A 24,398-nucleotide genomic window follows, 5' to 3' on the forward strand; every position below is an offset into this window, starting at 1 on the left:
CGACCCGGGTCGGGCGTGATCCCACGCCCGTGCGCCAATCGCGGAGCATCACGATGCAATTCAACGCCACATTCCTGGGTCAAGGCCTCGCGTTCGCGATCCTGATCTGGTTCACCTGGAAGTTCGTCTGGCCGCCGCTCATGAAGGCGATCGAGGAACGCCAGCAGAAGATCGCCGAGGGCCTTGCGGCCGCGGACAATGCGCAGAAGAACCTGGCGCAGGCCGAGGAGCGGGTCGCCGACGAACTCAAGGCCGCGCGCGCCAAGGCCAACGAGATCATCGAGCAGGCGCACCAGCGCGCGAACCAGATCGTCGACGCCGCCAAGGCCGAGGCGATCGCCGAGGGCCAGCGGCAGAAGGCGCTGGTCGAGGCCGAGATCGCCGCGTCCGCCAACCGCGCCCGCGAGGACCTGCGCCGGCAGGTGTCGACGCTGGCCGTGGCCGGCGCCGAGAAGCTGCTGCGCCGCGAGATCGACGCCGACGCCCACAAGGCGCTGCTCGACGAACTCGCCGGCCAGCTGACCGACCAGGCGGCCTGATCCGATGAGCCAGGCACTGACCCTCGCCCGACCCTACGCGCGCGCCGCGTTCATGCTCGCGAAGGACGGCGGCGCGTTCGCCGACTGGTCGCAGGCGCTCGGTTTCGCCGCGCGCGTGGCGGCCGATCCGCAGGCGGCGCTGGCGCTCGGTCACCCGGCGCTGGCGCGCGAGCAGGCGGTCGAGCTGCTGTCGCCCGACGGCGCCTCGCCCGGCTTCCGCGACTACCTCGCGCTGCTGGCCGACAACCGTCGGCTGGCGCTGCTGCCCGAGATCGCCGGCCTGTACGAGGACCTGCGCGCCGAGGCCGAGCAGGTGGTCAAGGCGAAGCTGACCTCGGCCACCGCGCTGCCTGCCGCCGAGCTCGACACCATCAAGGCCGCGCTGCGCAAGCGCTTCGGTCGCGAGGTCGAGCTGGAGACGGCGGTCGACGAGGCCCTGATCGGCGGCGCGGTGATCGCCGCCGGCGACGTGGTCATCGACGGCTCGCTGCGCGGCAAGCTGGCGCGGCTGCAGGGTGCGCTGGCGGGATGACGGGACAGGCGCCGGGGCCCGTCGCGGGTCCGGGACGCGCAAGGCAATGAGGCTTAGCCCGGCCAGCGGCCACGCGCCACCGGCCACGCACCACCACTAGAACATCCGAATGCCGCGACCGTGGCATGCGACCAGGAAACGACAAATGGCAACCACCACGCTCAACCCCTCCGAAATCAGCGAACTGATCAAGAGCCGCATCGACAAGGTCAAGCTCGCCGCGGAGTCGCGCAACGAAGGCACCGTCACCTCGGTGTCCGACGGCATCGTGCGCATCTACGGCCTGGCCGACGCCATGCAGGGCGAGATGATCGAACTGCCCGCCGCCGAGGGCGGCACGCCGACCTATGCGCTGGCGCTGAACCTGGAGCGCGACTCGGTCGGCGCCGTGGTCCTGGGCGACTACGAGCACCTGCGCGAGGGCGACACCGCCAAGACCACCGGCCAGATCCTGTCGGTGCCGATCGGCCCCGAACTGCTCGGCCGCGTGGTCAACGCGCTGGGCGAGCCGATCGACGGCAAGGGCCCGATCGAGGCGAAGCTGAGCGCGCCGGTCGAGCGCGTGGCGCCGGGCGTGATCTGGCGCAAGTCGGTCGACCAGCCGGTGCAGACGGGCTACAAGTCGGTCGATGCGATGATCCCGATCGGCCGTGGCCAGCGCGAGCTGGTCATCGGCGACCGCCAGACCGGCAAGACCGCGATGGCGATCGACGCGGTGATCAACCAGAAGGGCACCGGCATCAAGTGCGTGTACGTCGCGATCGGCCAGAAGGCCTCGACCGTGGCCAACATCGTGCGCAAGCTGGAAGAGAACGGCGCCCTGGCGCACACGATCGTGGTCGCGGCCACGGCGTCCGAGTCGGCGGCGATGCAGTACATCTCCGCGTACTCGGGCTGCACCATGGGCGAATACTTCATGGACCGCGGCGAAGACGCGCTGATCGTGTACGACGACCTGTCCAAGCAGGCCGTCGCCTACCGCCAGATCTCGCTGCTGCTCAAGCGCCCGCCGGGCCGCGAAGCCTATCCGGGCGACGTGTTCTACCTGCACAGCCGCCTGCTCGAGCGCGCCGCGCGCGTGTCCGAGGACTACGTCGAGAAGTTCACCAACGGCGAAGTGAAGGGCAGGACCGGTTCGCTGACCGCGCTGCCGATCATCGAGACCCAGGCCGGCGACGTGTCCGCGTTCGTGCCGACCAACGTGATCTCGATCACCGACGGCCAGATCTTCCTCGAGACCGACCTGTTCAACGCCGGCATCCGCCCGGCCGTGAACGCCGGCATCTCGGTGTCGCGCGTGGGCGGCGCGGCGCAGACCAAGATCATCAAGAAGCTGTCGGGCGGCATCCGCATCGCGCTGGCGCAGTACCGCGAACTGGCGGCGTTCGCGCAGTTCGCCTCGGACCTGGACGAAGCCACCCGCAAGCAGCTCGAGCGCGGCCAGCGCGTGACCGAGCTGATGAAGCAGAAGCAGTACGCGCCGATGTCGATCGCCTACCAGGCGCTGTCGATCTACGCCGTGGACAAGGGCTACATGGACGACGTGCCGGTGGTCAAGATCCTGGCGTTCGAGGAAGCGCTGCACGCGCACTTCGCCAACACCCAGGGCGGCCTGATCGACCAGATCAACGGCAGCGGCAACTGGAACGACGAGATCGAGGCCGCCTACAAGGCCGGCATCGAGGAGTTCAAGAAGACGGGCAGCTGGTAAAGCGAACCTGGACGGGCGCTCGCCCGTCCTTCGGACACCGACACGCAGCAGGAGGCGGGCCTGGACCCGCCCTACCGGGAAGACGAGATGGCAGGCGGCAGGGAAATCAAGACCAAGATCAAGAGCGTGCAGAACACCCGCAAGGTGACGCGCGCGCTGGAGATGGTCTCGGCCTCGAAGATCCGCAAGGCGCAGGAGCGGATGAAGGCCTCGCGCCCGTACGCGCGCGCGATGCGGCAGCTGATCGGGCACCTCGCGCAGGCGAATTCCGAGTTCCAGCATCCGTACCTGGTCGAGCGCAAGGAGATCCGGCGCGTCGGCTACGTGATCGTTTCGTCCGACCGCGGCCTGGCCGGCGGGTTGAACAACAACCTGTTCCGCAAGCTGCTGGGCGAGATCCGGCAGTGGCAGGAGAAGGGCGTCGAGGTCGACGTGGTGACCATCGGCCAGAAGGCGACGGTGTTCTTCCGCCGCCTGAAGCTGCACATGCGCGCCAGCGTCACCCACCTGGGCGACCAGCCCCAGGTCGAGCAGCTGGTGGGCGTGATCAAGGTCATGCTCGATGCCTACAACGCCGGCGAGGTCGACAAGGTCTTCCTGGTCTACAACGACTTCGTCAACACGATGACCCAGCGCGCGGCGTTCGACCAGCTGCTGCCGCTGCCCGCGTCCGACGAGACCGTGGCCCAGCACGACTGGGACTACATCTACGAGCCCGACGCGGAGAGCGTGCTCGAGCACGTGCTGACGCGCTACGTCGAATCGCTGGTGTACCAGGCGGTGATGGAGAACGTGGCCTCGGAGCACGCGGCGCGCATGGTGGCGATGAAGTCGGCCAGCGACAACGCCACCAAGCTGATCGACACGCTCAACCTGGTCTACAACAAGGCACGTCAGGCGGCGATCACCCAGGAAATCTCCGAGATCGTCGGCGGCGCGGCGGCAGTCTGACCGCGCCACCACAGAATTCACTTAGAGGAATGCAGCAATGAGTCAGGGCAAGATCGTTCAGATCATCGGCGCGGTCGTCGACGTGGAGTTCCCGCGCAGCGAAGTGCCGAAGGTGTACGACGCGCTGAAGGTGCAGAACACCGAGATCACGCTCGAGGTGCAGCAGCAGCTCGGCGACGGCGTCGTGCGCACGATCGCGCTCGGTTCCACCGACGGCCTCAAGCGCAACCTGCTGGCCGACAACACCGGCCGCGCGATCTCGGTGCCGGTGGGCCTGGGCACGCTGGGCCGGATCATGGACGTGCTGGGCCGCCCGATCGACGAGGCCGGCCCGGTGAAGTCCGACGTGTCGTGGGAAATCCACCGCGCGGCGCCCTCTTACGAGGACCAGTCCTCGACCACCGAACTGCTGGAAACCGGCATCAAGGTCATCGACCTGATGTGCCCGTTCGCCAAGGGCGGCAAGGTCGGCCTGTTCGGCGGCGCCGGCGTGGGCAAGACGGTCAACATGATGGAGCTGATCAACAACATCGCGACCGAGCACTCGGGCCTGTCGGTGTTCGCCGGCGTGGGCGAGCGTACCCGCGAGGGCAACGACTTCTACCACGAGATGCAGGAATCGGGCGTGGTCAACGTGACCGAGCCGGAGAAGTCGAAGGTGGCGATGGTCTACGGCCAGATGAACGAGCCGCCGGGCAACCGCCTGCGCGTCGCGCTGACCGGCCTGACCATGGCCGAGTACTTCCGCGACGAAGGCCGCGACGTGCTGCTGTTCGTCGACAACATCTACCGCTACACGCTGGCCGGTACCGAGGTCTCGGCGCTGCTGGGCCGCATGCCGTCGGCGGTGGGCTACCAGCCCACGCTGGCCGAGGAAATGGGCGTGCTGCAGGAGCGCATCACCTCGACCAAGACCGGCTCGATCACCTCGATCCAGGCCGTGTACGTGCCCGCGGACGACCTGACCGACCCGTCGCCCGCGACCACCTTCGCCCACCTCGACGCCACCGTCGTGCTGTCGCGCAACATCGCCTCGCTGGGCATCTACCCGGCGGTCGACCCGCTCGACTCCACCAGCCGCCAGCTCGACCCGAACGTGATCGGCCACGAGCACTACGACACCGCGCGCCGGGTGCAGGCGACGCTGCAGAAGTACAAGGAGCTCAAGGACATCATCGCGATCCTGGGCATGGACGAGCTGTCGGAAGAGGACAAGCTGGCCGTGGCCCGCGCGCGCAAGATCGAGCGCTTCTTCTCGCAGCCGTTCCACGTCGCCGAGGTGTTCACCGGTTCGCCCGGCAAGTACGTGTCGCTGAAGGAGACGATCCGCGGCTTCAAGGGCATCGTCGAGGGCGAATTCGACCACCTGCCCGAGCAGGCGTTCTACATGGTCGGCACCATCGACGAGGCGGTCGAGAAGGCGAAGAAGCTCTCCGAGAAGGCCTGATCGGTCGCGTTCCCTCCCCCGCGTTCGGGGGAGGACCCGGGTAGGGCTTCACGCCCGCGCCCACACTCCTGCCCGCTCCCGTGACGGAAGCGGGTGAAACGGAAGAGAAGCGTTATGAGCACCATCCGCTGCGACATCGTCAGCGCCGAGGCCGAGATCTTCCAGGGCGAAGCGACCCTGGTCGTGGCCACCGGCGAGATGGGCGAACTCGGCATCGCGCCGCGCCATGCGCCGCTGATCACCCGGCTCAAGCCGGGTAAGGTCGTGGTGACCCAGCCCGACGGCAGCGTGCTCGACTTCGCCATCGGCGGCGGGATCCTCGAGGTGCAGCCGCAGGTGGTGACGATCCTGGCCGACACCGCGATCCGCGCCGACGACATCGACGAGGCCGCGGTGAAGGCGGCCAAGGAAGAGGCCGAGCGCGTCCTGGCCGGCCGCGGCGAGGCGATGGACATCGCCGAGGCGCAGCAGAAGATGGCCGAGGTCATGGCCCAGCTGTCGGCGCTCGAGCGCCTGCGCAAGAACCTCAAGCACTGACCGGCGTCACCGGACGGTTGTACGCGCAACGCCGGCCCAGTGCCGGCGTTCGCATGTCAGGGACCCGGCCTGGCCGGTGCGCCACAATGCACCCGGGCACACTGCGGGAGCCGGCGATGATCCACCACGATGCGACCCGACGGCCGGGACGGCACCGCCACGCGCTGCTGCTCGGCCTGGTCATGGCCTGCGCATGCGCGGGCGTGTCGGCGGCCCGCAGCGCCGTTGCCGCCGACGCGCCGGCGCCGTCCGCGGCGTCGCCGGCGGCGGAGGCGAATCGCCCGCGTGCGCGCGAGGCCGGCGTCGTCATCGGCGTGCTGCCCACCGGCCCCCGCAACGCCATCGTCGACGTGGCCGGCGTCGCGGTGGGCCACGCCACGGTGGTCGAGGGCGAAACGGTCCGCACCGGCGTCACCGCGATCCTGCCGCACGGCGGCGACCTGTACCGCGAGCGCGTGCCCGCGGCGATCGTGGTCGGCAACGGCTACGGCAAGCTGCTCGGCGTCACCCAGGTCGAAGAACTGGGCGAGCTCGAGACCCCGATCCTGCTCACCGGCACCCTGGCGGTGTGGCGCGCGGCCGATGCGCTGGTGTCGTGGCAACTGGCCCGCACGGGAATGGAGGAGGTGCGCTCGCTCAACCCGGTGGTGGGCGAGACCAACGACGGCTATCTCAACGACATCCGCGCGCGGCCGCTGCGGGACACGCACGTGGTGCAGGCGCTGGAGGCGGCTTCGGTCGACAACGTCGAGGAAGGCGCGATCGGCGCCGGCACCGGCACCGTCGCCTTCGGCTGGAAGGGCGGCATCGGCACCAGTTCGCGCCGGCTCGATGCCTCGTCAGGCGGTTACACCGTCGGCGTGCTGGTGCAGAGCAACTACGGCGGCCGGCTGACGATCGACGGCGTGGCGCTGGACGACATCCGTCCGCGTCGCACCGCGGTGGCCCCCGGCCGCGACGCGCCTCCCTCGACCGGCGACGGCAGCATCATGATCGTGGTCGCCACCGATGCGCCGCTCGACGCCCGCCTGCTGCGGCGCCTGGGCGCGCGTGCGCTGCTCGGGATCGGGCGGACGGGCGGGGCGATGAGCAACGGATCGGGCGACTACGTGATCGCGTTTGCCACCGCCGACAGCGTGCGCGGAACTCCCGGCGAAGATCGCCCGCAGCCGCGCGCGGTGCTGCCCAACGAGGCGATGACGCCGCTGTTCGACGCGGTGGTCGAGGCCACCGAGGAGGCGGTGATCAATTCGCTGTTCCGCGCGCGCACCGTGTCCGGCCATCGCGGCACCGTGCCGGCGCTGCCGCTGGAGCGCGTGCTGACGCGTCTGCGCCCATCCACGCAGCATCCGGGCGCGGCCCGCTGAGGGAGGGAAGCGCTGCACGGGGCGCGTTCGCGCACCGGCGCACGCAGCCAGGCGCGGCGGCGGCCGCCCGGGCCGCCGCGAGGACTCAGCGCTTGTAGATCCAGTGCCGCGAGAGCACGAAGCCGACCGCGCCCAGCGCCACCTCGACCACCGGCTTGGCCATCCAGGCCCAGCGCAGGCCCAGGACATCGTCGATCAGGCCCATCGCCAGGGTGCTCGCCGCGGTGGTGCACATCCACATCAGCGCGAAGCGCTGGAACTGGACCCGGCCGATGGTGGTGTCCTCGCCGGCGAAGGTGAACTTGCCGTTGAGCCAGTAGCCCAGCAGGGCGCCGCTCACGCGCCCGGTGATGTTGGCCGGCTCGATCAGCATGCCCAGGTGCGAGAGCCACACGGTCACGCCCCAGTCCACCAGGTACTGGAGTGCGCCGATGACCAGGTAGTGGCCGCCCTGCCGACGCAGGCTCATGGGCGGCGTTCCGGATGCGGGCGACGGGGGGCGGGCGCGTTCATCGGCGGCAAGGTTACCCGCCGCAGGGTGAACAAGCCATTCTGTCGTCGTGGCGCGCAGGGCCCTGGGCTCCCGGGCCGGACATCCCGCCCGCGCCGCCCTAGAATCGCGCTCTGGCCCCGCTGGAAGCCCCATGAGCACGCCACTGCACGTCGTCATCCTCGCCGCCGGCGAGGGCAAGCGCATGAAATCGTCCCTGCCCAAGGTGCTGCAGAAGGTCGCCGGGCGGCCGATGCTGGCGCATGTGATCGCCACTGCGCGCACGCTGCAGCCGGCCGGCATCCACGTGGTCTACGGCCACCGCGGCGACCAGGTGCGGGCCGCGTTCGCCGACCAGCCCGACCTGCAGTGGGCCGAACAGGCGCGCCAGCTCGGCACCGGCCATGCGGTGCAGCAGGCCATGCCCGACGTGCCCGACGACGCGCGCGTGCTGGTGATGTACGGTGACGCGCCGCTGTTCACCGCCGACACGCTGCAGCGGCTGCTCGCGGCCGGCGGCCGGCTGGCGCTGTTGGTGGCCGAACTCGACGATCCCACCGGCTACGGCCGCGTGCTGCGCGACGCCCAGGGGCACGTGGCCGCGGTGGTCGAGGAAAAGGACGCGAGCGACGAGCAGCGTGCCGTGCGGCTGGTGAACACCGGCGTGATCGTGGCCGATGCCACCGCACTCAAGGACTGGCTCTCGCGCCTGTCCAACGACAACGCGCAGGGCGAGTACTACCTGACCGACGTCGCCGGCATGGCCGCGGCCGACTTCAACGCGGCCGAGATCGTGCGCGTGGACGACGCGCGCGAGACCGAGGGCGCCAACGATCCCTGGCAGCTGGCCCAGCTCGAGCGCGCGTTCCAGCAGCGCGCGGTACGCGCGCTGTGCCTGCAGGGCGCGCGCGTGGCCGACCCGGCGCGGATCGACATCCGCGGCGAGGTGGTGGTGGGCCGCGACGTGGAGATCGACGTCGACGTCGTGTTCGAGGGCCGGGTGGAACTGGGCGACGGCGTGCGCATCGGCCCGTTCACGCGCCTCAAGGACGTGGTGCTGGGCCCGGGCACCGAGGTGCGCGCGCACTGCGACCTCGAGGGTGCGCGCGCGGAAGGCGCGGTCACCATCGGTCCGTTCGCGCGCCTGCGCCCCGGCACCGTGCTCGCCGACGGCGTCCACATCGGCAACTTCGTCGAGACCAAGAACGCGGTGCTGGGCGTGGGCAGCAAGGCCAACCACCTGACCTACCTCGGCGACGCGCAGATCGGTGCCAGGGTCAACGTGGGCGCCGGCACCATCACCTGCAACTACGACGGGGTGAACAAGTCCACGACCACGATCGGCGACGGCGCCTTCATCGGCTCCAACACCGCGCTGGTGGCGCCGGTGAGCGTGGGGGCGGAGGCGACCATCGGTGCGGGTTCGGTGATCAGCCACGAGGCCCCCGCCGGCAAGCTCACCGTGGCGCGCGCGCGCCAGGCCGTCATCGAAGGCTGGACCCGGCCGCAGAAGAAGGCATAGCGTCAACGCGGCCGTAGCCGCAGCCCGCGGCTCAGGACCCCATCTGGCCCGGCAACACCATCGACACGCACAGGCCGCCGCCGTCGCGGTTAAGCAGGGCGATGCGCCCCCCGTGGGCCTCGGCGATCTCGCGCGCCAGCGCCAGGCCGAGGCCGGTGCCGCTGCGCTTGGTGGAGTAGAACGGCAGCAGCGCGTTGGCCAGCACCGATTCGTTCATGCCGCTGCCGCGGTCGAGCACGTCGATGCGCCAGCCGTCGGCGATGCGCCGCGCCGCGAGCGCGACCGTGCCGGGCGCGGTGCCGGACTCGTGCGCGTTCTTGAGCAGGTTCAGCAGCGCCTGCTCCATCTGCGCCGGATCGAACCGCACCACCTCGTCGGGGATCGTGCCCTCGATCGTGAAGTCCACCTGGGTGCGCAGCTTCTCCACGAACGCCGGCAGCGACGTCGGCTCGCCGCGCGGGGCGGGCAGCTTGGCGAAGCGCGCGTAGTCGCGCAGGAAGCCTTCCAGGTGCCGCGCGCGTTCCTCGATCGTGGCCAGCGCGATCGGCAGCTTCTCGTACTGGCCGCGGCGCAGCAGCTCCGCGCCCGAATGCGCCAGCGAGGCGATCGGCGCCAGCGAGTTGTTGAGCTCGTGGCTGATCACGCGGATCACCTTCTTCCAGGTCTGCACTTCCTGCCGCCGCAGCTCGGCGGTCATCTTCCGCAGCAGCACCAGCTCGTGCAGCCGGCCGTTGAGCCGGAACATGCGCCGGGCGAGGTGGTAGATGTCCTCCTGGTCCTCGTCGCCGACGGTGAACATGCCGTCGCCGCCGCGCGCGAAGGCCTCGCCCACGGCAGGCGGCGCCTGCTGCAGCAGTTCGTCCAGCGCGTGGCCTTCCAGCCGCCGCCCGTCGCCGAGCATGCGACGCGCGGCGAGGTTGCCCAGCACCACCCGCCGCGCGGGATCGAGCAGCAGCATGGCGACGGGCGTGTTCTGCACCATGGTGTCGAGCAGCAGCTCGCGCTGCACCAGCGACAGGCGCTGGTCGCGCAGCGCCTGGCCGAGCGCGTTGTGCGCATCCACCAGCTCGATCAGGTCGCCGTAGCGGTCCCAGGTGATGCCGAAGCTGAAATCCCCGTCGCGATAGCCGGCCACGGTCCCGGCCAGCGCCCGGAACAGCGCGCGCAGCGGCACGAAGGTGCGCCAGACCACGATGCCCATCGTCGCGCCCAGCGCCAGCGCGGCCGCGATCGCGGCCTGCCACGGCGGCAGCCACAGCGAGAGCAGCGCGGTCAGCGCGGCGGTGCCGCCCACTGCGCACAGCACCAGCACCACCATGCGGACCGCCAGCGGCAGGACACGGAGGATGCGCATCGGTCCGGCGATCAGCTGCGGGGGATGCCGAGGCGGTCGAGCCTGCGGTACAGCGCCTGGCGCGAGAGGCCCAGCTCCGCGGCGGCCTGGGCGACGATCCCGCCGCTGCGCGCGAGCGCAGCCTCGATCGCGGCGCGATCGGGTTCGTCGCCGGCCCCGTGCGCCGGAGTCGCGGAGGCTGGCGACTGCAGCCCCAGCGCCTCGGCCTCGATGCGCTCGCCCGACAGCAGTGCCGCGCGCTGCACCGCGTTGCGCAGTTCGCGCACGTTGCCCGGCCAGGGGTGGCGCAGCAGCGCGCGTTCCGCGCCTTCCGCGAAACGCTTGCCGGGCGGCAGGAAATGGCGCGCCAGCGGCAGGATGTCGCGCGGGCGGCGCGCCAGCGGCGGCAGCCGCAGCTCGATGCCGTTGAGGCGGTAGTACAGGTCCTCGCGGAACTGGCCGGCGGCAATCATCGCCGGCAGGTCGGCATTGGTCGCGCTGACCACGCGCACCTTGACGCTGCGCTCCTGGTTGCCGCCCAAGCGCTGGAAGCGGCCGGTCTCCAGCACCCGCAGCAGCTTGACCTGGCCGGCCGGCGCCAGGGTGCCGATCTCGTCGAGGAACAAGGTGCCGCCGTCGGCGGCCTCGAACTTGCCGGTGCGGGCCTTGTTGCCGGCGCCGGTGTAGGCGCCCGGCTCGGCGCCGAACAGTTCCGCCTCGATCAGCTCGCTCGGCAGCGCGCCGCAGTTCACCGCCACGAACGGGCCGGACTTCACCGCCGAGTTGTGGTGGATGATCTCGGCGTATTTCTCCTTGCCCGCCCCGTTGGGGCCGGTGATGAGCACCGGCAGCTCCGAGCGCGCGACCTGCAGCGCCAGCGCCAGCACCGTCTCGCTGGCGACGTCGTCGTAGACCAGGCCGCGCAGGTCGTGCTGCTCCGCGAGCGCCTCGCGGCGGCGGCGCTCGCCGCCGCTGCGCGCGGCCAGTTCGCGCCGGGTTTCGGCCAGCTCCAGCAGGTTGTTCACCGTCGCCAGCAGCTTGTGGTCGTCCCAGGGCTTGCCGACGTAGTCGGCGGCCCCGGCCTTGACCAGGTCGACCGCGGATTCCAGCCGCGTCCACGCGGTGAGCAGGATCACCGGCATGTCCGGGTGCTCGGCGCGGATCGCGCCGAACAGCGCCACGCCCTCGTCGCCGGAGGTGGTGTCGGCGCGGAAGTTCATGTCCTGGATCACCAGGTCCACGCCACCGCGACGCAGGAGTTCCAGCCCGGCCTCGGGGGTTTCGGCGCGCAGCACGTGGATCTCGTGCAGCGAGAACAGCAGCTCGAGCGCGGTGGCGACGGCCGGGTTGTCGTCGATGACGAGGAGGGTGGGCATGCGGTCCTGGCGCGGGCGTGGCCCGCTATCGTAAAGGGTTCATCCGCTGGCGGCGCGATGCCCGTAGCTGAGCACGCGGGTGATGCGCCACTGGCCGTCGGCCTGCAGCCGCCAGACCATGGTGAAGTCCGCGATCCCGTCGCACGCGCCGCTCGACACCTGGCAGAAGTGGTGCCGGCCCTGCGCGATCGCGCCGAAGTCCTTGATCGGATACACCCGCAGGCTTCCCGGCACCAGCTCGCGGGTGAACCGGCCGCAGGCGTACTGGCGGGTGTTGGCCAGCATGTCCTCGCGCGTCCAGGTGACGCCGCCGGTGTCGTGGTAGAACTCCACCGCGGCGTCGAAATGCGACGCGTGGCGGTCGAGCTGCGCGGGGTCGTCGCATCGGTTGAACGCATCGAACACCGCGGCGTCCTGCGCCGCGATCGTCGCGTGCAGCTCACCGCGTGCGCCGGTGGCATCGATGTCATCGACGGCGATCGCCGGCGCACACAGGCCGAGTCCGATCGCGAGTGCGCAGCAGGACGGCATCCGCATCGTCGATCCCCCGGCGACCCGCGGCATCAGACGCTGCGGGTCGCGATCGCCGGCGGCACCGACGCCGCGCGCCGCGCCGGCCCGAACACCGCCACCTGCCCCAGCAGCCACAGCGCGAGCGCGCCGATGGGCAGGTAGTACAGCGGCAGTCGCGGCAGCTCGTACTTGCCCATCAGCAGCTGGTTGATGCCGTAGGCCAGCAGCATGCCGATCACGATGCCGATGGTGGCGAGCAGGAAGTTCTCGGTCTGGAAGTAGCGCAGGATCTGGCCCTTGGTCGCGCCCAGTGCGCGGCGCACGCCGATCTGCTTGGTGCGCTGCTGCACCCAGAAGCTGGCCAGGCCGACGATCCCGAGCGCGGTGACCAGCAGCAGCGCCACGCACACGATGCCGAGCAGCCAGGCCATCGAACGCGGCTGCTGGTAGAACTCGCTGCGCAGCGCCGAGACGGTCTTGGTGTTGTCCTCGAGGATGATCCGGGTGGGGCCATTGCCGCGCAACGCTTCGGAGGCCGCGGCCAGCACCTCGTCGCGGCGCTCGGGCGAGGTCCGGATCACGTAGTTGCCGCCGACGTTGTAGGCGGTGCGCAGCGGGAACACCATCGTGTATTCGCGTTGCGCCGGGCCGCCCTGCAGGCTGGGCCGAACCAGGTGCTCGATCACGCCGACGACGCGGATCGGCTCGTCGCCCCAGCTGTAGAAGGTCTTGCCGACCGCATCCTGGCCCGGGAACAGGCGCTCGGCCAGCGACCGGGTCACCAGCGCGCCGGGGATGCCCGGCGGGCGCTCGCCCTCGGGGGCCTGCAGCGCCTCGAACTCGAGGTATTCGTCGGCGTTGAAGTCGCGCCCGGCCACGATCCGCAGCCCGAGCGTCTCCACGAACCGGTCCTCGGCCATGTACACCGTCGCGTTCGCGGTGGACTGCTGCTGCTCCTGCTCGAGGCGGATGCCGCTGTTCCAGGAGGAGTTCACGAACGGCACCTGGTTGATCACGGTCGCATCGGTCACGCCCGGCAGGCCGCGCAGCAGCGCCAGGTCCGAGCGCGTCTGCGCCTCGGCATCGGCATCGTTGCCGATGCCGGTGATCTGGATGCGGACCAGTTCGTCCTCGGCCAGGCCGCTGACCTCGCGCACCTGGGTGATGCGCTCGCCGATCATGAACAGCGCGTTGCAGATGATCGCGCAGGTCAGCGCGATCTCAAGCACGATCAGCGCGGCGGCGGTCTTGTGCCGCATGAGCGTGGAGAGGATGGGGCGGATTTCCATGGTGGTCTCCGGGAATGCTGCGTTCGTCGTGCCGGGTGGCGGACAGGATTCGATGGAAGGGAAGGAGCGGACGCCCGGCTACTGCGACTTGAGCTGGATCGCGGGCGTGACCTGCATCGCGCGCCAGGCGGGCAGCAGTCCTGCGAACAGGCTGGCCACGATCGCCAGCGCGAACGTGGTCAGCAGCATGCCCACGTCCAGGTGCGCCAGTTCCGCGTAGCCGGTCGGCTGCTGCCGCACCGCCCACAGGCCGAGCAGCGACAGCCCGAGGCCCAGCACGCCGCCGGCCAGGCCGATCGTGCCGGCCTCGACCAGGCACTGCTTGAAGATCTCGGCGCGCGAGGCGCCCAGCGCGCGGCGCACGCCGATCTCGCTGCTGCGGCGCAGGAACTTCGCCAGCAGCAGGCCCACGGTGTTGAGCAGGCACACCATCAGGAAGCCGAAACCCAGCCACAGCTGCATCACGACGTCGCTCGGCACCACGCGGTTGAATTCCAGCAGCTCCATCACGTCGCGCAGGCGCACGTTGGTGGGGCGCTCGAAGCGGCCGGCGCTGCGCTGCTGCTCGGAGTAGTTGCGCAGGTAGTTCAGGTAGTCGCCCGCCTTGTCGGCGGATTCGAGTTCGACCCAGTACTGGATCCAGGTGCATGGCGCGCTGAGCGCGGTGTTGTCGCCCTGGGTGTCGCCCCAGCAGTCCATGCTGCCGTTGCGCCCCATTTCCAGGCCGATGGCGGTCGAGAACGGGATGTAGATCGCATCGTCCTCGCCGTAGCGGTCGAGCACCATGTCGTAGAAGCGCGGCGTGGGCTGCCACTCGTCGAGCACGCCGACCACGGTGAAGTCGGCCTGGTCCAGGCGCACGCTGCGGCCGACCGGGTTGGCCTCGCCGAACAGGCGGGTCGCCATCTCGCGGGTCAGCACGGTCACCCGCGCCTGGGCCTCGTCCTCGCGTGCCGACCAGCCGCTGCCGTGCAGGAAGGGCGTGTCGAACATGGGAAAGAAGTCGGCGCTGGTGTAGCGGGCCTGGGACACGAAGGGCGGCGTGTCCGCGCGCTCGGGCGTCACCGACAGGCCGCCACCGGTCATCATCGCCTGGCGCTGCCCGCGCTTTTCGCGCAGCAGGGCCTCCGAATCGAAGCGCGACATCTGGAACGAGGGCTCCTCGCCGGCGGTGTAGCCCTGCATGCCCTCCGGATCGAGCTGGACATAGAACAGCCGGTCGCTCTTGTGCGGGATCGGGTCGCCCGAGAGCACCCGGAACACCGTCAGCGTGGTCATGCACGCGCCGATGCCGAGCGCGATCGCCAGCACCATCAGCGCGGTCAGCACCCGGTTGCGGCGGAAGCTGCGCAGGGCGAGGTGGAAGTAGTAGCCGAACATGGAGTGGCTCCGTGGACGGGCCGGTGCGCGTGGCGACGGCCGGGTGCGGGGATGGACGGTGCGGACGCGGGCGGGTCTACGCGGTCGCGGCCGCGTCGGCGTCGCGATGCTTCGCGTGCGCGGCGCGGCCCAGGCCCGGATCGACCGTCAGGTCGGTGGCCATGCCGTCGACGATGTGCACGTTGCGCTGCGCGCGCGCGGCCAGTTCCGGGTCGTGGGTCACCATCACGATGGTGGTGCCGCGCGAGTTGATGTCCTCCAGCAGCTCCATCACGCTGCGCGCCATCTGCGAGTCCAGGTTGCCGGTCGGTTCGTCCGCCAGCAGCAGGCGCGGGCTGCCGGCCAGGGCACGCGCGATCGCGGCGCGCTGCTGCTGGCCGCCGGACAGCTCGGCCGGGAAATGCTTCATGCGCGAGCCCAGGCCCACCTGCGACAGCGCCTGCTCGATCCGCATCTTGCGCTCGTTGGCCGGCATGCCGCGGTAGCGCAGCGGCACGTCGGCGTTGTCGAACAGGTTCAGGTCGGGGATCAGGTTGAAGCTCTGGAAGATGAAGCCGATCTTCTCGTTGCGCAGGCGCGAGCGCTGGTTGTCGTTCAGTCCCTTCACGTCGACGCCGTCGAGCAGGTAGTCGCCGCCGGTGAAGGTTTCCAGCAGCCCGGCGATGTTGAGGAACGTGGTCTTGCCCGACCCCGACGGCCCAGTGACGGCGACGAACTCGCCTTCGGCCACGTGCAGGTCGAGCGAACGCAGGGCGTGGGTTTCGACGAGTTCGGTGCGGTAGACCTTGGTGACCTGGCGCATGTCGAGCATGGTGGGATCCTTGGCGGTTGGAGCGATCGGAAGGAATGCCATCCCGGGCCGGCGGTGGGGCCGCGGGCGCCGACCGGAGAGAGAGGGTCGGGCGGCGCCGGGGCGGACCAGGATGGAAAAGCGGTGGCGCCGGTCAGTGCACGCCGAAGCGGGGCGGCAGCGACGAGCGCTGCACGTAGCGGGCATCGCGCGCGCGATGGCGCGCGGCATTGGCGGCGCGCTCGTCGGCGCCGTCGCGGGCGTCGAACGCGAACAGCTGGTGCAGGCGCAGGGGGACGGCGTCGGCCAGCTGCTGCGCGGTCCAGTGCGGGCGGGCGGGGAAATGGGCGAACGGGTTCATGGTCATTGTCCAGAGAGGCGGACGCGGTCCGCGTTGTCGAACTGGTCGGTGCCGGAGACGACGATGCGTTCGCCTTCCTGCAGGCCCGACACGATTTCCACGGCATTGAGGCTGCTGGCGCCGGCCTGGATCGGGCGGCGCACGGCGCTGCTGCCCTCGACCACCCAGGCGACGCGGCCGCCGTCCTGTTCGAGGAACGGGCCGCGCTCGACCATCAGCACGTCCTCGCGCGTGTCGAGCACGATCCGCGCCGACAGGCGCTGGTTCTGGCGCAGGCCCGGCGGCTGCTGGCCGTCGTCGAAGCGCAGCCGCGCGGTGACCTCGCCGTTCACCACCTCGGGCGAGACCGCCGAGACCTGCGCCCCGTAGCGGTTGCCGCCGCTGGTGATCTGCGCCGGCACGCCGATGGCGAGGTCGCGGGCGAAGCTTTCCGGCACCCGGATCTCGACCTCGAACACGCTCAGGTCGATCACGCTCAGGATCGGCGCGTTGATCGCCACGTTGGTGCCCTGGGCGATCTGCACCTGGCCCACCTGGCCGTCGAACGGCGCGCGCAGGGTCAGCGCCTCGACCTGGCGGCGCAGCTCGTTCACCACCGACTGCTGGCGCTCGGCCAGCAGCCGCTTGTTGCGTGCGTCGATGCCGGCGCCCTGGCCCTGCAGCGAGAAATCCTTGCGCGCCGCCGCCAGGCCCAGGTCGGCCTTCTTCAGCCCGTCGAGCGCGCGGTCGTACTCGTTCTTCGACACCGCGCCGCCCTCGAACGCGCGCTGGTAGCGCTCGACGTCGCGCTGCGCGGCGGTGTGGTCGATCTGGGCCTGGTCGAGCAGCTTCTGCGCGTCCGAACGCGTGAGCTGGGCGTCGAGCATGGCGCGGTTGGCCTCGCCCTGCAGGCTGGCCAGGGTGGATTCCTCCTGCACCAGCTTGCTGCGCAGTTCGGGGCTGTCGATCACCGCCAGCTCCTGGCCGTCCTTGACGACGTCGCCGGCCACCACCTTCAGCGCCACCGTGCCGCCGGCGATCGCATAGAGCGTGGGGCTGTTGGCGGTGATCACCCGGCCCTCGGCCGAGAGGTCGCGCACCAGGTCGCCGCGGGTCACCTGGGCGATGCGGATGCGCGAGGCGTCGAAGGAGCTGGTGCCCGCGGTCCAGCCGCCGATCACCCACACCGCCAGCGCCAGCAGCGCCAGCGCGCCGGCGCCGGCCAGCCACCAGGCCTTCGGCAGCCGGCGCAGGCCGCGCGGCTTGGCCAGCACCTGGTCCTGGGCGGAGGTGTCGCGGATACGGGCGGTGTGGTCCATGGGCAAGGTCTGGGATGTCGTCGGGCTCGGGAAGGTTGCACGCAATCGTCATGCCAACACCTATTCGATTGATTCGAAAGGAAATGTCGGCTGTCCAGGGTGTCCGCGCGGACACTGTCCGTGTCCGGCCGGACAGGTCTTTCCCGTACACTTGGCGGCCCCCGGAGGAGTAGCGAAACAATGTGCGGCATCGTTGGCGCGATCGCGGATCGCGATGTGGTTCCGGTCCTGATCGACGGGCTGAAGCGGCTCGAATACCGGGGCTACGACTCGGCCGGCATCGCCGTGATCGGCGACGGCGAGGTGCGCCGCGTGCGCCGTACCGGGCGCGTGGCCGAGATGGAAGCCGCCGCCCGCGCCGACAACGTCCAGGCCACGCTCGGCATCGGACACACCCGCTGGGCGACCCACGGCGGCGTCACCGAGGCCAATGCGCATCCGCACGCCAGCCACGGCGTGGCCCTGGTGCACAACGGCATCATCGAGAACCACGAGCAGCAGCGCGAACGCCTGCAGCAGCTGGGTTACGCGTTCGAGTCGCAGACCGATACCGAGGTGATCGCCCACCTGATCCACCACTACCTCAAGGACGGGCTGGACCTGCTGGCCGCGCTGCAGCGCGCGGTCAAGGAGCTGCACGGCGCCTACGCGCTGGCGGTGGTGAGCCGCAAGGAACCGCACCGGATGGTGGTGGCGCGCATGGGCTGCCCGCTGCTGGTGGGACTGGGCGAGGGCGAGAACTTCGTCGCCTCCGACGTCTCGGCGATCGTCCAGGCCACGCGCCGGGTCATCTTCCTGGAAGAGGGCGACACCGCCGAGATCACGCGCGCGGGCGTGCGCGTGTTCGGTGCCGACGATGCGCCGGTCGAGCGCGACGAGCACCTGTCCGACGTGTCGCTGGCCTCGCTCGAGCTCGGCCCGTACCGGCACTTCATGCAGAAGGAGATCCACGAGCAGCCGCGCGCGATCGGCGATACGCTCGAGGCGATCATCGACGCCAACGCGTTCGAGCCGGCGCTGTTCGGCCGCGACGGCGCCCAGGTGCTGGACGGCGTGGAAGGCGTGCAGATCCTCGCGTGCGGCACCAGCTTCTACGCCGGCTCGGTGGCGCGCTACTGGATCGAGGCGATCAGCGGGCTGCCGTGCAGCGTCGAGATCGCCAGCGAGTACCGCTACCGCCAGGCGGTGGCGAACCCGAAGCAGCTGGTGGTCACCATTTCCCAGTCGGGCGAGACGCTCGACACCATGGAAGCGCTGAAATACGCGAAATCGCTCGGTCACGACCGCACGCTGTCGATCTGCAACGTGCCCGAGAGCGCGATTCCCCGCGCCAGCCGGCTGGTGTTCTACACCCGCGCCGGCGCCGAGATCGGCGTCGCCTCGACCAAGGCCTTCACCACCCAGCTGGTGGGCCTGTTCGCGCTCGCCGCCACCCTGGCCAAGCTGCACGGTCGGCTCGATGCCGAACGCGAGGCGGCGTACATCGAAGACCTGCGCCACCTGCCCGGCAGCGTCCAGCACGCGCTCAACCTGGAGCCGCAGATCGCGCTGTGGGCCGAGCGCTTCGCGCCCAAGCACCATGCGCTGTTCCTGGGCCGCGGCGTGCACTATCCGATCGCGCTCGAGGGCGCGCTCAAGCTCAAGGAGATCTCCTACATCCACGCCGAGGCCTATCCCGCGGGCGAGCTCAAGCACGGTCCGCTGGCGCTGGTGGATGCGGACATGCCGGTGGTGGTGATCGCGCCGAAGGACGGGCTGCTGGAGAAGGTGAAGTCGAACATGCAGGAAGTGCGCGCGCGCGGCGGCGAGCTGTTCGTGTTCACCGATGCCGACAGCAACTTCGAGGCGTCCGAGGGCGTGCACGTGATCCGCACCCCGCGCCACGTCGGGGTGCTGAGCCCGATCGTGCACACCATCCCGGTGCAGCTGCTGGCCTACCACACCGCCCTGTCGCGCGGCACCGACGTCGACAAGCCGCGCAACCTGGCCAAGGCGGTCACGGTCGAGTAGCCGATTGCAGCCTGCCGGGTCGGGCGGGGAACGCCGCCCGGCAACGGCGCTCAGTCCGGCGTGGCGCCCGCGGCGCCGGACGGATCCGGCCAGTACGCACTATCCGGCGTGGGGCGGTGACCGAACAGCGCCGTGCCCACGCGCACCGTGGTGGCGCCTTCGGCGATGGCCAGCTCGAAATCGCCGGACATGCCCATCGACAGGTCGTCCATCGCGATGCCGTCCGGCGCCTCCTGGCGCAGCCGGTCGCGCAGTTCGCGCAGGCGGACGAAGCAGGGCCGCACGCGCGCGGCGTCGTCGGAGAACAGGGCCAGCGTCATCAGGCCGCGCACGCGCAGGCTGGAGAAGGCGGGCAGCTGGCGCACGAATGCGGGCACCTCGTCCGGCGCCAGGCCGAACTTGGTGTCCTCGCCGGAGGTGTTGACCTGCACCAGCACGTCGATCGCGCGTCCGCGCGACTGCAGCTGGGTGTCGAGTGCCTGCGCCACGCGCAGGCTGTCGAGCGCCTGGAACTCGTCGGCGAAGCGCGCCGCGTACCTGGCCTTGTTGGTCTGCAGGTGGCCGATCAGCACCCAGCGCAGGTCGGGCAGGTCCGCGAGCGCTTCGGACTTGCCCAGCGCCTCCTGCACCTTGTTCTCGCCGAACTGGCGCAGCCCGAGCGCGTGGGCGATGCGCAGTCGGTCGGCGCCGACGGTCTTGGTCACCGGCAGCAGCCGCACCTCGCCCGGATCGCGCCCCGCCGACCGGCAGGCGGCGCCGATGCGCGCGCGGATCGCGTCGAGGTTGGCCTGCAGCTGCGCGGTGTCGCGGTCCATCGCCATGCTCAGGTGCCCGCCAGCCAGTCGCGCGGCACCAGGTAGTCGTGCAGGCGCGCCTCGGCGCTGCCGGGCTTGGGCGCGTAGCCGTATTCCCAGCGCACCAGCGGCGGCAGGCTCATCAGGATCGATTCCGCGCGCCCGCCGCTCTGCAGCCCGAAATGGGTGCCGCGGTCGTAGACCAGGTTGAACTCGACGTAGCGGCCGCGGCGGTAGAGCTGGAACGCGCGCTCGCGCTCGCCGTACGGCGTGTCCTTGCGGCGTTCGACGATCGGCAGGTAGGCGGCGAGGAAGCCGTCGCCGACCGCGCGCAGGTAGCCGAAGTCCTGCTCGAGATCCTCGTGCAGGTCGTCGAAGAACAGGCCGCCGATGCCGCGCGTCTCGTTACGGTGCTTCAGGAAGAAATACTCGTCGCACCAGCGCTTGTGCGCCGCGTAGCGCTGCTCGCCGCCGAAAGGCCCGCACAGGGCGCGCGCGGTGCGGTGCCAGTGCCGCACGTCCTCGTCGACGGGATAGAACGGGGTCAGGTCGAAGCCGCCGCCGAACCACCAGGCCACCGTCTCCCCATCGCGCACCGCGCGGAAGTGGCGCACGTTGGCGTGCGTGGTCGGCACGTGCGGATTGCGCGGATGGAACACGAGCGACACGCCCACCGCCTGCCAGGACGCGCCCACCAGCTCCGGGCGCGCGGCGGTCGCCGACGGCGGCAGGGTGTCGCCGGAGACGTCGGAAAAACCGATCCCGGCCTGCTCGAACACCGCGCCGTCGCGCAGGATGCGGGTGCGGCCGCCGCCGCGCAGGTGGCTGGACGTGTCGCCCGGATCGCGCTGCCACGCGTCCTCGACGAAACGGGCGCCGCCGTCGGCGGTTTCGATCGCGGCGCAGATGCGGTCCTGCAGGCCGGTGAGCCAGTTGCGGATGTCGTCGAAGCGGTCCATGGCGCCATTCTAGTGCGCCGTACAGCGGGTTGCCCGCGGCGGCATCCCGCGAAGGCGGAGTGCCGGAAGCGCCTGTCGTCGAGCGGAGAACGTCCATGGATTCCCGCCTTCGCGGCAACGACGGACGAATGCGTTCGCGCCCGGGAACGCGGTGCGTGCACGCCACCGCACGCGCAACGCGCTGTTACGAGGGTGTGAGTGTCTCCTCCCGGTGCGCGCCGAGCCGCGCTTCGAGGAGTGCGGCGAGGTTGGCCGCGGATCGGCCGTAGGTGTCCGGCAGCGCCGCCTGGAAGCCGCTGAGGTTGCGGTTGACGCGGCGCAGGCGCTCGCCGCCGGCGTGGCCGTCGACGAAGTCGAAACCCACGACGCGATGCATGCCCACGCGTGCGGTGCCGACGCGCGCCACCTCCGCCCAGCGCACGCGCGTGCGCCGGAACAGCGAGACGATCTCGAAGCCGTCGGCGTCCAGCACCAGCCGGCTTGCGCCGGGCCACAGATTCAGCACCGCGAGCGCGCCGCAAATCCCGAACAAGACGACGCAGCTCCAGCCCACCACCGGGTGCGTGCCGAGGATGCGCGTGCCGATCCACGCCAGCGCCGCGCTGATCGCGACCATCGCCAGCCACTTGCCCGGTGCCGGCCGCAGCACTTCGGTCGCGCCGGCGGCGGGGTTCACTTCAGCGTGCGCTCGAACAGCTCCAGGATCCGACGGTACTGGTCGTACCACGAGTCGGACTGCTGGTAGGCGTGGCGCTCGAGCGGATAGCTGGCCAGTTCCCACTTGTCCTTGCGCAGTTCGATCAGGCGCTGCGCGAGCACCACCGAATCGCGATAGAACACGTTGTCGTCGATCATGCCGTGCGCGATCAGCAGGTGGTCCTGCAGGCCGTCGGCGAACTCGATCGGCGAGGAGCGGCGGTAGGCCTCCGGATCGATGTCCGGCGTGTTGAGGATGTTGCTGGTGTAGGCGTGGTTGTACTGGGTCCAGTCGGCGACGGGGCGCAGCGCGGCACCGGCCTTGAACCTGCCCGGTTCGCGGAACAGGGCCATGAAGGTCATGAAGCCGCCGTAGCTGCCGCCGTAGATGCCGACGCGTTCGCGGTCGGCCTGGCGGTTGGCGACCAGCCAGTCGATGCCGTCCAGGTAATCCTGCAGTTCCGGTTCGCCCATGCGCCGGTAGATCGCCGTGCGCCAGTCGCGGCCGTAGCCTTCCGAGGCGCGGAAATCGAGGTCGAGCACGATGTAGCCGCGCTGCACCAGCAGGTTGTGGAACATCTGCTCGCGGAAATAGTTCGGGTAGCGGTCGCTGACGTTCTGCAGGTAGCCGGCCCCGTGCACGAACAGCACCACCGGGTACGTACGCCCCGGCTCCATCGTCTTCGGACCGTAGTACTTGCCCCAGATGGTGCCGGCGCCGTGCGTCGAGGGCACCTGCACGTATTCGGGCTGGAGGAAGTCGTACTCGCGGTATTCGGGCTTGCGGGTGTCGGTGAGCGTGCGCGGCTGGCCGCCGTCGGCGTCGAGCACCGCCAGCTGCGGCGGCACGTAGCTCGACGAATGGCGCAGCGCGATGCGACGGGCATCGGGCGACACGGCGAAGCCCTCCACGCCGCCGAGCGCGGTCAGCTCGCGTACCTCGCCGCCGTCCACCGGCACGGTGCACAGCTCGTAGTCGCCCGGCCGGGCGCGGTTGCAGGTGAAGTGGAAGCGCGCGCCGTCGGGCGACAGCGCCGGCTGCGAGACTTCCCAGCGGCCCGAGGTGAGCGCACGCGCCCGCCCGCCGCGCGCGGCGTCGAGCGTGTACAGGTGGGCGTAGCCGCTGTCTTCGGACATGAACCACAGCGTCCGCTGGTCCGGGAGCCAGCCGAACTCGTTGTAGGCCCAGTTGATCCAGGCCTCGTCGGACAGCCGGTGGCGCGACTGCAGGCGCGCCGTGGCGGGGTCGACGGTGACCAGCCAGCGGTCCTTGTTGTCGACCGAATGCAGCATCAGCGCCGCGATCGAGCCGTCCGCGTTCCAGCGGATGCCATCGGCGTCGTCCTCCACGCGCACCGCGCGCGCACCCTTGAGCGGGTCCTTGCCGCCGGCCTTGCGCAGCGCGGCGAGCGGGTCGTCGGCGATGCCGGGCAGCGCGTCGATGGCGAGTTCGCGCGGGGTGCCCTCGCGCACGTCGACGAGCCACAGGGTCTGCGCCCGCGGCAGGTTCCGGCCCACGCGCGTGCGCACGTCCTCGAACTCCTCGTAGCCCGATTCGGTGACGTACTTCGGCATCTTGCCCGTCTGGCCGCGCTCGTCCTGCTTGCGTTCGGTGGCGACCAGCAGCCAGCGGCCGTCGGGCGAGAGCGAGGTGGCGGCGATCTCCACGTCCTTGCCCAGGTACACCGGCGCAGGCGCGCGGGTCGGATCGGCCCGGCGCCAGTCGGCTTCCTGCTCGCGCGCGGCCTCGCGCCGGTCGCGTTCCTCGCGCAGGGTCTCGACCAGGCGCAGCTGGTCCTCGCGCAGCAGGTCGGGCTTGGGCGGCTTGGCCGGATCGTCCTCGGCCTTGGGCGCGGCGGCGTGGGCCACGGTGCCGCCCTGCGCGCTCCAGCGGAACCAGTCGTGGCCGCTGCGCCAGACCAAGGCGCCGTCGCTGCTCCAGCGCGGCGAAGCCTCGTCCGCCTCGCTGCGGGTGAGCTGGGTCAGCGCGCCATTGCGCAGGTCGCGCACGAATACATCGCCGTTGCGCACGAAGGCCATGCGCGTGCGCTGCGGATCGAGCACGGGATCGGCGCCATCGGCCTCGGCCCGCGCGGCGCCGTCGAGCCGCTGCGCCTGGCCGCCGGCGATGTCCTGGACGTACAGGTCGCGGATCCGGCTGCCGTCTCGCTTGAGCGGGTAGAAGATGCGCTGCCCGTCCCACGACCACCACGCCTGCTCGACCGGTGGCCCGATCCAGTCCGGATCGGCCATGATCCGCTCCATCGTCAGCGGTTGCGCGGGCTGGGCGTGGAGCAGGCCGGCGAAGAACAGGCAGGACAGCGGAAGCAGTCGGCGCATCGGGACAGGTGGTCAGCGGGAATCGCGACAGCCTACCAGCCGCCGCCACGCCGACATCTGCCGAGCGTCATGCGCGCGCCCCGGCGCGGGGCCTGAACGCCACCCGCGTTCCCCGGCGCGCCGAATTCCCGCACAATTCCGCGATCTGTGACACTGCGCGGAC

The 24,398-nt window shown here is 70.7% G+C and carries 22 protein-coding genes; 9 read left to right on the forward strand and 13 right to left on the reverse strand.

What is annotated here, in order from left to right:
• Window positions 1–53 precede the first annotated feature (53 nt).
• The 7 genes from QFW80_RS13830 (at window position 54) to QFW80_RS13860 (ending at window position 7,084) form a co-directional block, all read left to right on the forward strand.
• On the forward strand, window positions 54–539 hold the full coding sequence (locus QFW80_RS13830) for a F0F1 ATP synthase subunit B (RefSeq protein ID WP_280602559.1): 486 nt from the start codon (window positions 54–56) through the stop codon (window positions 537–539).
• A 4-nt stretch (window positions 540–543) separates the two neighbouring features.
• Entirely contained in the window at window positions 544–1,071 is a 528-nt protein-coding gene (locus QFW80_RS13835) for a F0F1 ATP synthase subunit delta (RefSeq protein ID WP_280602560.1), read from the forward strand.
• Window positions 1,072–1,216: 145 nt separating this feature from the next.
• The gene (gene atpA, locus QFW80_RS13840; protein ID WP_280602561.1) at window positions 1,217–2,782 is read left to right on the forward strand and encodes a F0F1 ATP synthase subunit alpha; all 1,566 of its coding nucleotides are present in this window, start codon (window positions 1,217–1,219) and stop codon (window positions 2,780–2,782) included.
• Window positions 2,783–2,869: 87 nt separating this feature from the next.
• Window positions 2,870–3,733: a F0F1 ATP synthase subunit gamma gene (gene atpG / locus QFW80_RS13845; protein WP_280602562.1), complete on the forward strand. Its 864-nt coding sequence runs from the start codon at window positions 2,870–2,872 to the stop codon at window positions 3,731–3,733.
• Between the two features lie 37 nt (window positions 3,734–3,770).
• Window positions 3,771–5,180: a F0F1 ATP synthase subunit beta gene (gene atpD, locus QFW80_RS13850; protein WP_280602563.1), complete on the forward strand. Its 1,410-nt coding sequence runs from the start codon at window positions 3,771–3,773 to the stop codon at window positions 5,178–5,180.
• Between the two features lie 114 nt (window positions 5,181–5,294).
• Window positions 5,295–5,717, forward strand: coding sequence for a F0F1 ATP synthase subunit epsilon (locus tag QFW80_RS13855; protein ID WP_280579808.1), 423 nt, complete (start codon window positions 5,295–5,297; stop codon window positions 5,715–5,717).
• Between the two features lie 116 nt (window positions 5,718–5,833).
• Entirely contained in the window at window positions 5,834–7,084 is a 1,251-nt protein-coding gene (locus QFW80_RS13860; protein WP_280602564.1) for a DmpA family aminopeptidase, read from the forward strand.
• Between the two features lie 85 nt (window positions 7,085–7,169).
• Here the strand turns inward: QFW80_RS13860 and QFW80_RS13865 are convergent, their stop codons facing one another.
• A complete protein-coding gene (locus QFW80_RS13865; protein WP_280602565.1) occupies window positions 7,170–7,553 on the reverse strand; it encodes a GtrA family protein in 384 nt (127 codons plus the stop codon).
• 175 nt (window positions 7,554–7,728) lie between these two features.
• Between QFW80_RS13865 and glmU the strand changes: the two genes are divergently transcribed.
• Window positions 7,729–9,096: a bifunctional UDP-N-acetylglucosamine diphosphorylase/glucosamine-1-phosphate N-acetyltransferase GlmU gene (gene glmU, locus QFW80_RS13870; RefSeq protein ID WP_280602566.1), complete on the forward strand. Its 1,368-nt coding sequence runs from the start codon at window positions 7,729–7,731 to the stop codon at window positions 9,094–9,096.
• A 31-nt stretch (window positions 9,097–9,127) separates the two neighbouring features.
• Here the strand turns inward: glmU and QFW80_RS13875 are convergent, their stop codons facing one another.
• From QFW80_RS13875 to QFW80_RS13910, 8 genes are all read right to left on the reverse strand, one after another.
• Window positions 9,128–10,414, reverse strand: coding sequence for a sensor histidine kinase (locus tag QFW80_RS13875; RefSeq protein ID WP_425603595.1), 1,287 nt, complete (start codon window positions 10,412–10,414; stop codon window positions 9,128–9,130).
• A gap of 47 nt (window positions 10,415–10,461) precedes the next feature.
• Complete coding sequence (locus tag QFW80_RS13880; RefSeq protein ID WP_280602568.1) at window positions 10,462–11,805, reverse strand: sigma-54-dependent transcriptional regulator; 1,344 nt, start codon at window positions 11,803–11,805, stop codon at window positions 10,462–10,464.
• Between the two features lie 39 nt (window positions 11,806–11,844).
• The gene (locus QFW80_RS13885) at window positions 11,845–12,342 is read right to left on the reverse strand and encodes a YybH family protein (RefSeq protein WP_280602569.1); all 498 of its coding nucleotides are present in this window, start codon (window positions 12,340–12,342) and stop codon (window positions 11,845–11,847) included.
• Window positions 12,343–12,368: 26 nt separating this feature from the next.
• Entirely contained in the window at window positions 12,369–13,607 is a 1,239-nt protein-coding gene (locus QFW80_RS13890; RefSeq protein ID WP_280602570.1) for an ABC transporter permease, read from the reverse strand.
• Window positions 13,608–13,685: 78 nt separating this feature from the next.
• Window positions 13,686–14,987, reverse strand: a complete 1,302-nt coding sequence (locus QFW80_RS13895; protein WP_280602571.1) for an ABC transporter permease — start codon at window positions 14,985–14,987, stop codon at window positions 13,686–13,688.
• A gap of 76 nt (window positions 14,988–15,063) precedes the next feature.
• A complete protein-coding gene (locus QFW80_RS13900; protein ID WP_280602572.1) occupies window positions 15,064–15,798 on the reverse strand; it encodes an ABC transporter ATP-binding protein in 735 nt (244 codons plus the stop codon).
• Window positions 15,799–15,931: 133 nt separating this feature from the next.
• Window positions 15,932–16,138, reverse strand: coding sequence for a hypothetical protein (locus QFW80_RS13905; RefSeq protein ID WP_280602573.1), 207 nt, complete (start codon window positions 16,136–16,138; stop codon window positions 15,932–15,934).
• A 2-nt stretch (window positions 16,139–16,140) separates the two neighbouring features.
• On the reverse strand, window positions 16,141–17,436 hold the full coding sequence (locus QFW80_RS13910) for an efflux RND transporter periplasmic adaptor subunit (RefSeq protein WP_280602574.1): 1,296 nt from the start codon (window positions 17,434–17,436) through the stop codon (window positions 16,141–16,143).
• Window positions 17,437–17,616: 180 nt separating this feature from the next.
• Here QFW80_RS13910 and glmS point away from each other — a divergent pair, with 180 nt between their 5' ends.
• Entirely contained in the window at window positions 17,617–19,446 is a 1,830-nt protein-coding gene (glmS, locus tag QFW80_RS13915; RefSeq protein ID WP_280602575.1) for a glutamine--fructose-6-phosphate transaminase (isomerizing), read from the forward strand.
• Between the two features lie 50 nt (window positions 19,447–19,496).
• On the opposite strand, the gene QFW80_RS13920 is transcribed toward glmS, so the two are convergent.
• The 4 genes from QFW80_RS13920 to QFW80_RS13935 all read right to left on the reverse strand — a co-directional run bounded on the left by QFW80_RS13920 (window position 19,497) and on the right by QFW80_RS13935 (window position 24,235).
• On the reverse strand, window positions 19,497–20,261 hold the full coding sequence (locus QFW80_RS13920; RefSeq protein WP_280602576.1) for a YggS family pyridoxal phosphate-dependent enzyme: 765 nt from the start codon (window positions 20,259–20,261) through the stop codon (window positions 19,497–19,499).
• 8 nt (window positions 20,262–20,269) lie between these two features.
• The gene (hemF, locus tag QFW80_RS13925; RefSeq protein WP_280602577.1) at window positions 20,270–21,199 is read right to left on the reverse strand and encodes an oxygen-dependent coproporphyrinogen oxidase; all 930 of its coding nucleotides are present in this window, start codon (window positions 21,197–21,199) and stop codon (window positions 20,270–20,272) included.
• Between the two features lie 184 nt (window positions 21,200–21,383).
• Entirely contained in the window at window positions 21,384–21,875 is a 492-nt protein-coding gene (locus tag QFW80_RS13930) for a PH domain-containing protein (RefSeq protein WP_280602578.1), read from the reverse strand.
• The gene (locus QFW80_RS13935) at window positions 21,872–24,235 is read right to left on the reverse strand and encodes a S9 family peptidase (RefSeq protein WP_280602579.1); all 2,364 of its coding nucleotides are present in this window, start codon (window positions 24,233–24,235) and stop codon (window positions 21,872–21,874) included. The genes QFW80_RS13930 and QFW80_RS13935 overlap by 4 nt, the downstream gene beginning before the upstream one ends.
• Window positions 24,236–24,398 lie beyond the last annotated feature (163 nt).

Origin of the sequence: Luteimonas rhizosphaericola (assembly GCF_029888045.1) — a bacterium.
In the GTDB taxonomy this organism is placed as follows: domain Bacteria; phylum Pseudomonadota; class Gammaproteobacteria; order Xanthomonadales; family Xanthomonadaceae; genus Luteimonas; species Luteimonas rhizosphaericola.